Origin of the sequence: Endozoicomonas sp. OPT23 (assembly GCF_009653635.1) — a bacterium.
In the GTDB taxonomy this organism is placed as follows: domain Bacteria; phylum Pseudomonadota; class Gammaproteobacteria; order Pseudomonadales; family Endozoicomonadaceae; genus Endozoicomonas_A.
The window spans coordinates 130,619-145,638 of sequence record NZ_PPFD01000009.1; the positions used below are offsets into that span (position 1 = coordinate 130,619).

Below are 15,020 nucleotides of genomic sequence, written 5' to 3' on the forward strand. Positions count from 1 at the left end.
GGGCTTTGGTATCACTTCCGGGCAGATCCTTATTCAGCGGAATGCCAGATCACGGGGCCATAATGCTATTTCCGGAAAGCTGGCCAGTAAAACAGTGACCACAAACAGGATAAACAGAAAGGGTGGAATTCCCCTGATAACATCAACAAACGGCCTTTTGAAAACCGCTACTGCTGTAAAGATATTACAACCAAAGGGCGGCGTTGCTGCACCAATAGCCACCTGTAAAGTAATCATTACACCGACCAGAACCGGATCAAGTCCTGCGGCTTTCACCAGAGGAGCAAAGATGGGCACTAAAATCAGTATGACGACTATAGAGTCCACAAACATACAGCCAATAAAAAAGGCCACATTAATAGCAATCAGCGTAGTTACAACACCAGCACCTTCAAGACCCAACGAAGCAATAATCTGCTGTGGAATCTGGGCATAAGAAAGCAACCAGGAGAAAGCCGCCCCGGCAGCAATCAGGATAAATACCACTGATGTAACCGCTCCGGTTGAGAGGGTTATATCAGCCACATCCTTCAGTTTGATCGATCGAAAGATCACCATTTCCAGCACCAGCGCATAAAGAACACAGATAGCTGCTGCTTCTGTCGGGCTGAAGATACCGCCGTAAATACCACCGACAACGATGACCGGAAAACCGGCAGGCCAGAGGGCTCGCCTCAATGCAACCCAGCGTTCAGACCAGCTGGCTTTTGGCTCTACCGGAATATTATGGCGTTTGGCGTACCAGATACAGTATATGGAAAACAACGCAATAATCAGTAACCCTGGACCCAGTCCGGCAATAAACAGTTCGGAAATTGAAGTACCTGATATAACACCGTAAATGATCATGCCAATAGAAGGCGGAATCAGATAGGCAAGGTCTGCGGCATTAATGATCAAGGCAATTGAAAACGAGTCATTGTATCCGGCTTTCAGCATCCGTGGTCGCATGGCTCCACCAATAGCAACCACTGTCGCCTGGGTCGAACCGCATACAGCACCAAACATGGCACAGGCTGTGGTAACCGACACTGCCAGCCCACCTCGTATATGCCCCATAAAGCGCATAACGACATCCACCAGCCGATCAGCGGAATGACCCCGGGTTATAATGTCTGCAGCCAGAATAAACATAGGAACTGCAATCAGGGCCGACGGCTTAACACCGCCAATCATTTGCTGAACCACCAGCTGCAAACTGAGATCGGGATAGTAAACAACAAAGCCGACAATAGCGGCGCACAACAACGGCATCATCATGGGAAAGCCGCTAAGCAATAGAACCAGCATGATACCCAGCATTACCAACGTCATGGCTTCGGCTCCTGCTTTTTATTAAGGTTTGATTCAACCATTGTTCCGTCACTGGCCTCACTATCAGTCTCAATGTCAGTCTGACAATGTTGTATGGCACTGGTTATTTCCGGGTCATCATAGGTATCAATTGTTGTATAAGAGATGAACACCGTATCATCAGATAAATCAGTGTTTCTGATAGCAGTAAGCAAATACTGTATACCGGCAATAAAGAAACCCAGAGATACCCATATATAGGTGAGATAAAGAGGTACTTGCAGGGCAGGCGTTACACGGCCACGACGCTCAAGCTTTTGCACATATTCAAGTGCGTACCAGGCCAATGTAAACATTACTACTGCAGTCAACAGAGCAATCACAATCATCGACACTTTCTGAACTTTCGCAGGCCACATATCGTAAAAGGCGGACATTCGAATATGTTTGCCTTTTCGAGTGATGTAACCCAACCCCATAAAGGTGATGATAACAATCAGAAACTGGTTGAGTTCATCTGTGAAATACAGACTTTGACTGAAGACATAACGACCAAAGACATTGGCGATCGAGTTGGTTGCCATGGCAATAATAGCCAGGCTGAGAATACTCGCTTCAATTCGACCTATCCAAAGATCGATTTGAGCCAGCACCCCGGACATACCTTTAAACATATAAGGCCCACAGAACAGCTAAGTAGTTAGACAGGGTTCAGATATAAGCAGGTAGACACACGCGGCGGGAGAATAGTCCACTAATTTGTATGTCGGGTACTTAACGCAGAGTGAGTGATCAACCTGGGGTATTGGTCGATCACTCAAAGTGAACACTTATTGAGCGTCAAGCTCGGCTAACAGGTTTTTAAGCAGCTGCTGGCCACGTTTACCCGCAACATCATCAAAAGCCGCATGGGTTGCACTGCTTCTTTCCTTGAACACAGCCTGCTCTTCGGAATTAAGCTTCACAAACTGGATACCCGGCTTGGCTGCCTTGATCTTGTTCAGTTTGTCTTCATTGAAACGCACCACTACATCATCAATAAAGCCACGCATTTCTGTCATGGTTTCACTGATCAGCTGTTTCTTTTTCGGTGAAAGCGTTTCATACCAGTCAGTACCAGAGACAACAGTCGTTACCAGTTCCTGCTCACCCGCCCAGATCATATAGTCGGTCACTTCATAGAATTTCATTTCTTCTATGGTAGGTACCGGGTTTATCTGGCCATCAACTATCTTCAGCTGCAAAGCACCATAAACCTCGCCAAATGGCAGTGGTGTTGGGCTGGCTCCCATGTCCTCATAAGCTTTCAGCAGAATAGGCGACACCATGACTCGCATTTTGAAGTTCTTGAGATCTGCAGGCTTTCTCACTTCCTTATTGGTCGTCCAGACCTGTGGTCCTTCCGAGTACATGGTATGAAGTTGCAGCCCTTTACTGGAAAAATCCTTGCTCAGATCCTTGTAGATAACATCACTGGTAGTCAGCATGTCTGATATTGCTTTGGGATCGGAAGGCAAAGTGTAGGGCAGCAGGAAGAGTTGTGACTCGGGAACAAATGTTCCAAGATTACCAACAGATACATTGGAAAAATGCACGACGCTGTCAGCAGTCTGTTCGATTATTTCTGTCGGCGTTCCCAGAGAGCCCTGGGGATAGACATTGACGGTAATATCGCCGTTGGTTTTGGTTTCAATTCTGCGTTTAAACTCCTGAGCGTAGGAGTCCATGATAGACCCAGGAATTTCTTCAATCGCAAACTTCCATTCCTCTGCCATAGACAACGACGGAAGCATAAATATCGCAGCAGATGCAGTCAGCTTGCGAAAATTTGTCCCTAATTTGAACATCGAGAAGGCCTCGCTTTATAGAGTTTATTTTTATTAGCGATTTCGATCACAGCAACGTGGATGCTGTGGCCAGTATTGCAAAAGTGCATATATTAAAAAATATAAAAAACTATATGTATATATTATAAAAGTTAATGTAACTTGAGTCTGCATAACAAATGATAATAAAAGACTATGACTCAGTATTCCATGAAACACCTGCTCACATTCTGCACCGTTGTAGAGTGTGGTGGCTTTGCCAGTGCTCAGGCGGCACTGGGAATGAGCCAGCCCGCCATAAGCACTCATATTCGTGATCTGGAAATAAGACTGGGGTTTCAGTTATGTCATCGAGGCAGGAGCGGTTTCAGTCTGACTGAAAAGGGCGAACTTGCATACGATAAGTGCCGTCTTGTTCTTAATAATATTTCTGACTTTGAAGCAGAACTTGGAGAACTTAGAAATAATCTCACCGGCACCCTGCGAATTGGCCTGATTGATAACACCATCACTAATCAGGCATTTCCTCTGCATCAGGCTGTCGAGACGTTTTTCAGTCGAAAGAACGATGTTTCCATTAAACTGGAAATCCTGCCCCCCGAGGCACTGGAGCAACAATTAATCAGCGGACATATACAAATCGGCATTGGCCCTTTTCAACGGCGAGACAGCATCCTGAGTTATGAACTACTGCATAAAGAAGAACATCGCTTTTACTGCGGTAAACAACATCCACTGTTTTCTCTTTCCGAGCATGAGATTAACTGGCAAACCCTGCAGCAACACAGGGTTTCCAGCCGCGCCTATATGCAGAACCCGGATTTGCCCGGCATTAAAAACACTGCCTATGTGAGCAATATGGAGGCTCAGGCCATGCTGATCATCAGTGGTCAGTTTATGGGATTTCTGCCAGTGCATTACGCCCAGAGCTGGGTGGATAGCGGAGAAATGAAAGCCATTGATCATCTGAACCTCAGTCATTATTCATCATTTTATCTGGCTATGAGAGATTCGCCTTCGATACGCAATATTGTCTCAGTCTTTCTGGAAGATATAAAAACGACACTTCCTGCTCTGGATACCAGAGAAAGGCTTGAGCCGGTTTTATAAGTGTGTAAACACACGTAATCGAATATTAGATTGTCATTTCCCCGCCGTAGCCGGGGAAATGACATACGAATTCAAATGCCTGAGTACTTATCAATGCCGGAGTAGTTTGAGACTTAATTCAGGTCAAGTCCTTAATAACCCTTATTTCGTATTAGATTTTTTAATATAAGCATCATAACTTTTATATTTTTTGATGAAACCATCTTTGCAATACTCCTGTTTCAACACTGCTTCACCAGCAGTGCAGATGCGAAACAGGAATAATAATAATGAGCGAAAATACCTACGAAAAAGGTCGTCTAAACCTTCCATTTGTCGGTTTCTGTACTTTTGCCAAAAGCCGGACCTGTGAAGACTGGGATAATATCAAGGCCGATGTCGCCTTTATGGGCGCTCCCTTTGATTGCGGAACCCAGTGGCGCTCAGGTGCCCGTATGGGTCCCCGTTCCGTAAGAGAAGCTTCAACCCTGTTTTCGTTTGGTCATGGCGGTGCTTACTCCTATGAAGAAGACACCATGTACCTGGAAGGTGTCAATATTGTAGATATTGGTGATGCCGACATGGTTCACACCAATACTGAAAAAAGTCACGCCAATATTGAATACGGCGTTCGTAAAATGCTGGAAGCAGGAGCTCTGCCCGTTACTGTTGGCGGTGACCATTCCGTTAATGCTCCCTGCATCCGGGCCTTTGAGCAATACGCAAACAAAGGTCCTATCCATATTATCCAGATTGATGCCCATCTCGACTTTGTCGATGAGCGCCATGGCGTACGTTATGGCCATGGCAACCCCATGCGCCGGGCATCAGAGCAAAGCTATATCAGCGGTATGACTCAGCTGGGCATTCGCAATGTTTCCTCTTCCAACCGCTCCGATCACAAGCTGGCAGAAGAAGCGGGCTCAACCATTCTTTCCGTAAGAGACGTGCGTCGTCTGGGTGTGGAGGGAGTGATGGAATTGATTCCAAAGGACGTGAATTACTACATCACTATTGATATTGACGGTTTCGACCCTTCAATCGCTCCAGGTACTGGCACACCCAGCCATGGCGGTTTTCAGTATTATGAAGTTATGGAAGTACTACAGCAGGTCGCGCATCAGGGAGAAGTGGTAGGTATTGATCTTTGTGAAGTCGCTCCGGATTATGACCAGAGTAACACCACCAGTATCCTTGCAGCCCAGGTACTGCTGAACCTTCTGGGTTATGTATTTCATGCCAGAGCAGAAAAAGCCAGACAGTCATCCTGACTGGCAACCTAAAAAACAAAAACTCTGTCTTTCCAGATAAAATCAGGAACATGAACAGTTCATGTTCCTGATTGCTTTCTAACCTATACAAAAGCCTTCAAGCGACTCTGCCTTACAGGCTCTTGGTCACCACTTCAAAGATGTCTGTAGACAGGTCAGGCACAGCCTTGATTCTCTCCAGTGCTTTCTTCATGCGCTCACGAACCTCTGGTTCATACTTCTTCCAGCGAGTCAGTGGCGTCATCAGACGGGCTGCAACCTGCGGGTTCTGCTTGTCCAGAATAATGATCATATCCGCCAGGAACTCATAGCCTTCGCCATTGCCTTCGTGGAAACGCTTCATATTACCGGCCGCAAAACCACCAATCAGGCTGCGCAGCTTGTTAGGGCTGGTTTTGTCGAAAGAGTCATGTTCCATCAACGCCTTCACATGACTCAGCGTACCCAGCACAGAGCTGGACGCCTGAATAGCAAACCAGCCATCCATTACCACCGCGTCATCTTTGAAGCGATTGAGGAAGTCACCCAGCAGACGATCTGTAACCGCTTTGTCCTGATGACTGGCATTGATAGCAGCCACCAGCGCAGCATTACGATCGGTCATGTTAGCTGCCTGGTCGTACTGACTGGCCGCCAGGTTCAGCATGTCTGCTTCATCCAGTTCGGTCAGGTAAGCCAGGCAGGTGTTACGCAGAGAACGTTCAGCAATATCAGATGCAACAGGCTGGTAATCACCTTGCTGTTCCAGAGCATTATAAAGAGCCAACAACGCATCTTTATGAGCAGCTGCAATCGCCTGTTTCACCTGACTGCGTGCTTCTGCAATCAACAACGGCTGAATTTCTTCCGCCTGTTCAGACAGGCTGGCTTCTGTTGGCAGCACCAGCATGCGGGCTTTAACCGCCATATCCAGTTGCTGATCAGCAATCACAGCGCCCATAGCAGCAATAAGTTTGCTGTCCGGAGCAACGCTCTTGCCTTCAGCCTGTGCTGAAACCATTTCCTGAATCACCTCAGTGGCCAGACGCTGACCGGCATCCCAGCGGTTAAAACTGTCGGAGTCATGCTTCAGCAGGAACACCAGATCATCGCGACTGTAGTCGTACTTCACCTTAACCGGCGCAGAGAACTGACGCAGCAGGGATGGCAGAGGTTTGGCTGACAGACCTTCAAAAACAAAGGTTTCTTCTGCTTCTTTCAGGTGCAGAACCTGTTCAGTGTCGCCTGCGCTGTTCAAAGGCAGGTTGTTACCTTCAGCATCCAGCAGGGCAATAGCTACAGGAATATGGAAAGGCAGTTTGGTATCCTGACCCGGAGTGGCCGGGCAGGATTGAGCGATGGTCAGTGAGTACTTGCCAGATGCCTGGTCAAAGCTGTCTGTGACGTTCAACACCGGAGTACCTGCCTGGTTGTACCAGTTACGGAACTGGGTCAGATCAACACCGGAAGCGTCTTCCATAGCTTTTACGAAATCTTCGCAGGTCGCTGCTTCACCGTCATGACGGTCAAAGTAGAGGTCGGAACCTTTGCGGAAGTTATCCTTGCCAACAATGGTCTGAATCATACGAACCACTTCACAACCCTTCTCGTAGATGGTCAGGGTGTAGAAGTTGGAAATTTCAATAAAGGACTGCGGACGAATAGGATGGGCCATCGGGCCAGCGTCTTCAGCAAACTGCGCAGTCTTCATCATGGTGGCGTCTTCAATACGCTTAACACCACGGGAGTTCATATCCGCAGAGAACTCGGCATCACGAAATACCGTGAAACCTTCTTTCAGACTGAGCTGGAACCAGTCACGACAGGTGACACGGTTACCGGACCAGTTGTGGAAATATTCGTGAGCAACAATAGCTTCCACACGCTGATAGCTGGCATCGCTGGCGGTATCTGAACTGGCCAGAACACAGGACGAATTGAAGATGTTCAGTCCCTTGTTCTCCATGGCACCCATATTGAAATGGTCCACCGCCACGATCATAAAGATATCCAGATCGTATTCACGACCATAGACTTCTTCATCCCACTTCATGGATTTCTTCAGGGAAACCATGGCGTGGTCGCACTTATGAATATTGTGGGTTTCAGTGAAGATACGCAGCTTTACTTCACGACCGGTCATGGTGGTGAAGGTATCGTCGACCACTTCCAGATCACCGGCCACCAGCGCAAACAGGTAGCTTGGCTTTTTGAACGGGTCTTCCCAGGTAACAAAGTGACGATTGTCGTCCAGATCACCACGGACAATATCGTTACCGTTAGACAGCAGAACCGGATAGCGGCCTTTATCAGCAGTCACCTTAGTGGTGAATTTGGACATCACATCCGGGCGGTCCAGGTAGTAAGTAATCTTGCGGAAACCCTCGGCTTCACACTGAGTGCAGAACATACCGTTGGACTTGTAGAGTCCTTCCAGAGACGTATTTTCCTGAGGACGAATGCGGGTAACAACGGTCAGGTCAAAGGCCTGGCTTTTAACAGGCAGTATCAGTTGATCCGCACTGGCTACATAAGTGTCAGCAGGCAGTTCCTGACCGTCAACAGCCACAGAAACCAGTTCCAGATCTATGCCGACCAGTGACAGGTTTGGCATCTCAGAGGAGCCATCACTACGATCATCATTTCTGCGAACACCCAATACGGAAGTCACCAGCGCATGATCTTCATGCAGGTCAAAAGTCAGATCCGTGGTATCAATCCAGTAGTCAGGTGCCTGGTAATCTTTCAGGAAAATCGCTTTGGGTTGAGCGTCTTTCATTATTTAACCTGTGTTGTCTGGTATCATTAAATGACTTTTTACCCGCCTTCGGCGGGCAAAAAGTTTATGATTTGGTATTTCCGGATACTTACTCAGATACAGACAGACTGACCTGATAGGACGTGTGTTTACGGATATTGATTACACCCGTATCCAGAATAAGGTACTGCCCCTTGATCCCCTGCAGTACCCCTTCAATCTCCGGCAGTTTGTCAAAGCCTACTGAAGTTACCTTAACCGGATACTGCTCAACAGGGTAGTCGATCTCTACCAGTTCAGGGTTTGCAATAGGTTGTATGGCCTGCAGACCAAACTGTTCCTGAAACGCTTCAATGCGGGACTTATTCATCTGCAACAGGTCTTCCGCGGCTGCTTTCAAGTCAATGGTTTCAGCAGGGCCCTTCAGCATCGCCCGCCAGTTGGTCTTGTCGTTGACAAACTCCTTGAACATGGTTTCGACCAGACCAGACTGCTGTCGTGTAGCTACACGAATAAACGGCAACGCCTGAGTAGCACCCTGATCAATCCAGCGGGTGGGAATCTGGGTGGCACGAGTAATGCCGACTTTCAGACCGGATGAATTGGCCAGATAGACAATGTGGTCTGTCATGCAAAACTTGTCGCCCCACTCGGAATCACGGCATGTGCCTTCATGATAATGGCACTTTTCCGGACTCATGATGCAGGTGTCACACTGAGGCAGTTTCTTCATGCAGGGAAAACAGTAACCCTGGCTGTAGCTCTTTTTGGTCTTGCGACCACAGTTGGAGCAATTAATAGCTCCGGCAAACTCAAGCCTTATTTTTTTGCCAATCAGATCATTAGCAGAGACTTGCTGATCACCGAACAGCAGCTGATAGGAAACCGGTTGACCTGTTACCAGCTCGCTCGCCATCTTGCTCAGGTGGCCGGATATTGTCTGACTCAATCGTATATTCCTTAATTCGCTGAAACGCGCTCTCACTCACTGAAACGTACTCTTATTGAAAGCGTAACAGCGTTGCTTCAGGCTCTTTCTGTTCACTGGCAGCGTCTTTAGAGCTGCTCTTGCAGCTGACCGGCATATAACCGATACGCTCTTCTTCCGGCAGATTGTCGTGTTCCCAGGCAATCAATGCCTGCAAGGTATTGTCGCGCTGTTCCGGTGTAATCTTGTCACCATTGGGCCAGCGGCTTAACTCCAGAGACTCTTTCATCACACTGTAGATTTCCGGCGTTATCTGCTTAAGAAGGTCCTGAAATTGCATAGTGGTTCTACTCTTGTTATTTCGCCGATTACATGGCTTGATGAAGAAAGGCTCAATAATAACAAAAGGCAGAGTTAGGTAGAAAGCACACTGTCGCTATAGGCAAAGACAGGTCGTGAAAATTAATTCGAATCATGATGAATCGCTGATTTATTCACGATACTTTCTATTAATAGTAACTACTCTTCTGCCAGACCAAAAGCCAGCAAGGAAGCATTACTATGGACAACAGTACCATGCACAAACTGTCCCCTGTCAGAAACTCCTCTACAGCTAACAATTCTACGGAACTGGCTGAAGAACAACTTCATCACTTTGGCATTAAAGCCAACTCTGACTTCGGTAAGGCGCTGCTGGCCGCTTCAGAGAAACTCTATCAAACCAGTGATGCCATTCAACAGTTGGAAGCACTGACTGAAGCGTTATCCAGCCTTCCTAATATTGATCGTATCAGTCGGTTTAATGCTAAAAAGTTTCTTTGTTTTCAACTGGCAAAACTGATCGATATGCTACAGCCCAGCATGAAAGCGACCTACCAGTCGCTGGATATGGGTGTCAGTAGCCGAGCAGCCAAGGGTGATTACCCGCTGTTTGCCAATGTTGGCGCCCTGTTTTCAGCGACACCTGCCGTCGTGAAAACCGCCACCTACCTTTACGCCTGTACCGAGTGGGTCGAAGATGCCTTTACCGGCAGAGAAAGTACGCACCCTATCTACAGTCGATTGCTAAACCCTACTTCTATCGCTTTAGCCAATACCGTCACCGCTCTTGAAGCCGGTGAGCACGCCAGCGACTATATGACCTGGAATTTCAACAGCGGCATGGCAGCCATTGATGCCCTGCTGAGTAACCAACTGCGTCACGGCGATGTCTTACTGTCTTCAAGGAATGTCTACGGCGGTTCCTTTCAGCTGATGCAGGATTTTTATGCACGATCTGACCGCCTGAATGTGCAACTGGAATGGTTTGATGGTTTCACGGAAGATGAGTTCAAACAGAAACTGGATGAAGTAGAGAAGAAGTATCAGAAGCAGCTTAAGCAGGGCAAAAAGGTTCTGGTTTATCTGGAATCTCCCTGTAACCCTCATGGCAATATGCTCGACGTGCCTGCCATCTGTCAGCTATCACACGACAAAGGTCATTTGGTGGCACTGGACTCCACCCTGGCTACACCATTTCTCTCCCGGCCATTGCGACAGAAAGAAAAGAGCAAACGACCTGACTGGGTGATTCACAGTTACACCAAGGATATTTCCGGCTCCGGTTCTGCTACCGCGGGCGGCATTATCGGTGAGAACAAGCGAATGTTTCTACCCAAGAGCACCCAGCATGATGGTATCAGTTGGGAGAACACCTTGTTCTGGGATGTTTATTACATCAAGGGCGCATTTTTGGATGCAGATAAAGCGCTTGATGTTATGAACGGCTTGAAGACGCTGGAAGGCCGGATGCTGACCAAATGCATTAATACTCTGGTGTTCAGCCGCTACCTGGATTCTCATCCTTTGATTACCGTAAACAGTCATGCTCTGGAGAATCATCACAATTCAAAACTAAGAGAAAAATTGCTGTATCTCGGTCTGCCCAGTCCACTGTTCAGTATCGATATGGAAAAAGCAGGGATTCCACGGGAAGCTTTTGTCCGTTTCTTTGATTCACTGGAGCCAGCCTTTGGCCATATGGTCAGCCTTGGCCAAAGTAATACCTTGATTCTTTGCCCAGCACTAACGTCTCACTCAGAAATGGATGAAACCGCTCAAAAAGATGCCGGAATTTATCTGACGACGATTCGTATCGCTATGGGGGATGAAAACCCCATTGACCTGATACAGCACTTTAAAGCCTGTATTGATCAGTTTATTGATCCGGTTCAGGCAGGCTTTTCCAACCAGTTTATGTTCGATCAACAGCTGGAAAAGCTGTATCAGGAAATCTATTTGGAAATACACCAGAAGCATATCGAGCAAAGCTAGCCAGATAGAAGCTTTGATATATCAATGAACTACCCCGCAGCAAGCTACGGGGTATCAAGTTAGTTCTGAGTAGTTCGCAGCAAGCTGCGGGGAATTCGACCCACTCAGATTAAATTGCCCCGACAACATCCTCACTCTTACAGATGTTTCTATGATCCATGTCGATGTACCGAGATATGATTCAGTAAATCATGTTGAAAGAGTCAGCCACTCCTCTATAAAATCTGACGGTATTTATTGTAAATCTACAACCCCGCTCGATGAAATATGAACTTTTTAAAATCAGATACAGAAACAACCTTATTAAATACTCGGAGTTCATAATCAAGCCTACTAGCCACCCCAAACGGCTGTTTTTCTAGATATCATCAACTTCGTTAAACTAAGTTACGCAAAGAAAGGGAACTATTTCTAATATTGGCAATCAAAACAACATCTCTATTAAATCTACCAAAAGCAACCCTAGGATACAAAAACAGGACGTTTATAATGAAGTACTTAGCCTCTCTGATTTCTATATTTTTATTAAGCTCGGCCGTTGCTTCTGATGATAATGATGACACAAAAGATTATTTCGCTCTGCCTGCTGATGTCCGTTACAGACTGCCGGTGAATAGCTTACATAACGATAACGATTCTAATCGACTGATTAATAATCTTGTGCATCTGGCTCAACCTTTTTTTGATTTCGACCTCTATGGCCGAGGAATATGCTATGGGCTCACTTGCGCATTTCTACACAGTGCCACCAATAAAGATACCCGCATTTTAAACACACTGGATGAAATCGGCAGACTTGAAATTTCTGCTATTTCGCAGCGGTGGGAAGCTTACAGTATTTTTTGTAAAACCTTTGGGTATGATTTTAGAAAACATGATTCACTAACAAGATTTGGTCGCATATCACCTTTTACTGCTCACTATATTAAGACCGCTGCGTGGATACTCGAAGAACAACACAGCCAATATCATAAGAGTTGCAGAAGTCATATAAGCCTGAATGCTGCTGAAACAGGTCGGTATCGTATGTCAGAAGAATTAACCTTTACATTCGAGTCACCTGACAAGGTGGAAGAGTGGTTGACTGATTTTGGCTCCCAATTTAACAACGCTGTTTTTCAATTGCACTTCCCTGCAAAATTCGGTAACTCTGGTCATGCTGCTGCGCTGAAATTAGACAATAAAATGGTTACTTTTTTTGATCAGAATAATCACTCACGGCATATTAGTTCTCCCAAGAATTATCCTTTCTGGGTCAGCAGGAGGTTGTTCGATTATGCATACATGAGCGGCGGTGAGGGGCTAAAGCTAGAAGTGAGATTAGTTATGGATCGTGAGAGTATAACATATAACGGGGAACAGCTTCAGCGTTTGGAACTATTTCATCTTAATCAACTAAAAAACAACCCTAATTATTGGTTTCAACTTGCTAATGAGACAATAGTAAATCCCCATGTATACAGACCAATTTATATCAATTATTTTTTAGATAATATTATGATACCAGTTCTTCGCAAAGAAGGATCAGAAAGGGTCGCAATTTATCTAAGTAGAATTTTAGAAGATATTAGGGACGGCCATATTCATGATAACTTGGCGTACAAGATTATTAATTCATTGATTCGTTTTCAATTGATACCAGAAGTACAATTACTTGATTTTTTTATAGATAAAAAGAATCATCATTTTTTTCAGTTTTCTCTGAATACACTCTCGATTCAAACATCTGACTTATGGTTAAAGCTTTCTTCTAAAGATGAGTACAACCTAACTTTATTAGATAAAGCTGTATTCAGTGAAAACGTAGAGATTATTGAGCTACTTTTAACAAAACAGTTCGAATTAACTCCGTCGAATTTTTCAAGAATTTTAAATTTAATGAAACTGAACGGAAATAACGCCACCTATCAACAATTGATCAAACAAGTTACGGAAAATCCAGAAATCTTCCTTGTCCGTGGTAATAATTTATTTCACTTAGCTGCTGAATCCGGCTCTATCGAGCTATTTGACTTAGCTGATGAAATGGGCATGGATATCAACCAGATCAACGATTTTGGTTATGCTCCACTTTCGTATGTGGTTGATGGCAATACGTTCAGGCATTTTTTGTCAAAAACAAACAATCCTGGAACCAGTTCCCGCGCAATTATCCATTCTATGAACATGGCAAAACCACTGGGAAGCGATGAATATAACAAGCTCAAGGAATTCCTTCTATCATTCACTCCGTTACCTCAATGGGATACCAGCAAACTGCATATAGCCGTTACTCTAAATGATTTTGCTCTGACAGCTCACTTTCTGGAAGAAGGAATACCAGTGAATAATCAGGATGAGAAGCAAAGAACACCTCTGTACTTCGCCTGTGGTCCTGAAGCCAGAGATATCAAGGAACTGCTGCTTTACAATGGTGGAGAGGTCACAAACGACCGTCTTGGAATCTCACCTGAATATTACTGTCAACACCTAGCACCCAAACCGTTGTTGTAAAACTGATCTCCTTGACTGAACTAAAACCTCGGAAGAATAACCAGGGGTATACAACCGGAGTCTGTCTACAGTCGTGTACTTTTTAATCCATATCTACACATGAGTTAAAGAACAACCCTCTCTAGCGCGCGGAATGAGCTCCGAGCAGAAATAAAAACCTGGCAGGAACACCTTGGAATATCACTCCTGGCTGCTTTCCAGCCTGGACCTAAAGAACAGCCCAGCTAACAGCCCTAATGCCATACCCGACAACAACCCACCCAGATGAGCCGAGTTAGCCATCTTCCCCAGCACTGGTCCCAACAGATCTGTATAGCCCAAAGCCAGCCAGAAAATCATAAACCCATAAATAGCGCTCGGCAGTGCCATATTGAAAGTTTTATCAATTCGCTCGCGAATCATGCCATAACCCAGCAATCCGTAGATCACTCCGGACATGCCACCAAACAGTGATGAACCATCAGAAAAGTGATACTGGGCATAATTGGAAAGGCAACCTGTCAACACAATCAACCCAGCCAGATGAATGCCACCCTGATGACGTTCAATCCGACCACCAATGGAGTAAAACATCATCAGGTTAAAGGCCAGATGCAGAAAGCCAAAGTGAATAAAGACCGGTGTTAATACTCGCCAATACTCATGAGTAGAAAAGGTATGAGGCAGGCGGGCAAAGTAGATATAGCCATCGGCAATTCGAAAATCGACAAAGGTAAAGTGAGCAATCGCCTGAAGGTTTTCACCCAGTTTACTGAACAGCGCCACCAGCAAACAGACAACGACAGTCAGCAAGGTAACTGGCAAAAGTCGCCATGGAATACTACTGAGAATACGTCCAACTTCTGCGCCTCTTCTCGGCGGCGCTTTTGCCAACTCCAGGTCACCGGATGTCCAGTCCTGATAAATCTGAACAACCTGTGCCCCCTGTTCAGACCCTGGCGTCCAGAGCACCTGTTGGCCTGCTTCTTCGGAAATTTGGTGGGGAATCCCCTGCTGGTACAAAAACCAGGACAGAGGACTTAAATCAATATGAGCGGGTATTTCTAGGGCTCGATGCATGTTTCACTCAT

General features: G+C 45.9%; 11 protein-coding genes. 4 read left to right on the forward strand and 7 right to left on the reverse strand.

The annotated features are described in order from the left end of the window. Positions 1–33: 33 nt before the first annotated feature. The 3 genes from EOPP23_RS19970 to dctP all read right to left on the reverse strand — a co-directional run bounded on the left by EOPP23_RS19970 (position 34) and on the right by dctP (position 3,140). The gene (locus EOPP23_RS19970) at positions 34–1,314 is read right to left on the reverse strand and encodes a TRAP transporter large permease (protein ID WP_153767761.1); all 1,281 of its coding nucleotides are present in this window, start codon (positions 1,312–1,314) and stop codon (positions 34–36) included. Then, entirely contained in the window at positions 1,311–1,967 is a 657-nt protein-coding gene (locus EOPP23_RS19975) for a TRAP transporter small permease (RefSeq protein WP_153767762.1), read from the reverse strand. Before EOPP23_RS19975 ends, EOPP23_RS19970 begins: the two co-directional genes overlap by 4 nt. A 156-nt stretch (positions 1,968–2,123) precedes the next feature. Then, entirely contained in the window at positions 2,124–3,140 is a 1,017-nt protein-coding gene (gene dctP, locus EOPP23_RS19980) for a TRAP transporter substrate-binding protein DctP (RefSeq protein WP_153767763.1), read from the reverse strand. 174 nt (positions 3,141–3,314) lie between these two features. On the opposite strand from dctP, the gene EOPP23_RS19985 reads away from it, so the two are divergent. Further along, entirely contained in the window at positions 3,315–4,229 is a 915-nt protein-coding gene (locus EOPP23_RS19985; RefSeq protein WP_228550814.1) for a LysR family transcriptional regulator, read from the forward strand. Positions 4,230–4,498: 269 nt separating this feature from the next. Continuing rightward, a complete protein-coding gene (speB, locus tag EOPP23_RS19990; protein ID WP_153767764.1) occupies positions 4,499–5,479 on the forward strand; it encodes an agmatinase in 981 nt (326 codons plus the stop codon). A gap of 112 nt (positions 5,480–5,591) precedes the next feature. On the opposite strand, the gene pepN is transcribed toward speB, so the two are convergent. From pepN to EOPP23_RS20005, 3 genes are all read right to left on the reverse strand, one after another. Then, positions 5,592–8,237, reverse strand: coding sequence for an aminopeptidase N (gene pepN / locus EOPP23_RS19995; protein ID WP_153767765.1), 2,646 nt, complete (start codon positions 8,235–8,237; stop codon positions 5,592–5,594). Positions 8,238–8,325: 88 nt separating this feature from the next. Next, positions 8,326–9,165, reverse strand: a complete 840-nt coding sequence (locus EOPP23_RS20000; RefSeq protein ID WP_370514838.1) for a DUF2797 domain-containing protein — start codon at positions 9,163–9,165, stop codon at positions 8,326–8,328. Positions 9,166–9,217: 52 nt separating this feature from the next. Then, positions 9,218–9,484, reverse strand: coding sequence for a DUF1315 family protein (locus EOPP23_RS20005; RefSeq protein ID WP_153767766.1), 267 nt, complete (start codon positions 9,482–9,484; stop codon positions 9,218–9,220). Positions 9,485–9,705: 221 nt separating this feature from the next. Here EOPP23_RS20005 and EOPP23_RS20010 point away from each other — a divergent pair, with 221 nt between their 5' ends. Both EOPP23_RS20010 and EOPP23_RS20015 read left to right on the forward strand, forming a co-directional pair. Further along, entirely contained in the window at positions 9,706–11,457 is a 1,752-nt protein-coding gene (locus EOPP23_RS20010) for a PLP-dependent aspartate aminotransferase family protein (protein ID WP_153767767.1), read from the forward strand. 489 nt (positions 11,458–11,946) lie between these two features. Further along, positions 11,947–13,950: a hypothetical protein gene (locus EOPP23_RS20015; protein ID WP_153767768.1), complete on the forward strand. Its 2,004-nt coding sequence runs from the start codon at positions 11,947–11,949 to the stop codon at positions 13,948–13,950. A 180-nt stretch (positions 13,951–14,130) separates the two neighbouring features. On the opposite strand, the gene EOPP23_RS20020 is transcribed toward EOPP23_RS20015, so the two are convergent. Then, positions 14,131–15,009, reverse strand: coding sequence for a rhomboid family intramembrane serine protease (locus EOPP23_RS20020; RefSeq protein WP_153767769.1), 879 nt, complete (start codon positions 15,007–15,009; stop codon positions 14,131–14,133). Positions 15,010–15,020: the final 11 nt, after the last annotated feature.

What these genes read in the sequence shown, in the direction of transcription:
- EOPP23_RS19970 (WP_153767761.1), bottom strand. Translation starts at nt 1,314, where the DNA reads ATGACGTTGGTAATGCTGGGTATCATGCTGGTTCTATTGCTTAGCGGC.
- EOPP23_RS19985 (WP_228550814.1), top strand. Translation starts at nt 3,315, where the DNA reads ATGACTCAGTATTCCATGAAACACCTGCTCACATTCTGCACCGTTGTA.
- speB (WP_153767764.1), top strand. Translation starts at nt 4,499, where the DNA reads ATGAGCGAAAATACCTACGAAAAAGGTCGTCTAAACCTTCCATTTGTC.
- dctP (WP_153767763.1), bottom strand. Translation starts at nt 3,140, where the DNA reads ATGTTCAAATTAGGGACAAATTTTCGCAAGCTGACTGCATCTGCTGCG.
- EOPP23_RS20015 (WP_153767768.1), top strand. Translation starts at nt 11,947, where the DNA reads ATGAAGTACTTAGCCTCTCTGATTTCTATATTTTTATTAAGCTCGGCC.
- EOPP23_RS20005 (WP_153767766.1), bottom strand. Translation starts at nt 9,484, where the DNA reads ATGCAATTTCAGGACCTTCTTAAGCAGATAACGCCGGAAATCTACAGT.
- EOPP23_RS20010 (WP_153767767.1), top strand. Translation starts at nt 9,706, where the DNA reads ATGGACAACAGTACCATGCACAAACTGTCCCCTGTCAGAAACTCCTCT.
- EOPP23_RS19975 (WP_153767762.1), bottom strand. Translation starts at nt 1,967, where the DNA reads ATGTTTAAAGGTATGTCCGGGGTGCTGGCTCAAATCGATCTTTGGATA.
- EOPP23_RS20020 (WP_153767769.1), bottom strand. Translation starts at nt 15,009, where the DNA reads ATGCATCGAGCCCTAGAAATACCCGCTCATATTGATTTAAGTCCTCTG.
- pepN (WP_153767765.1), bottom strand. Translation starts at nt 8,237, where the DNA reads ATGAAAGACGCTCAACCCAAAGCGATTTTCCTGAAAGATTACCAGGCA.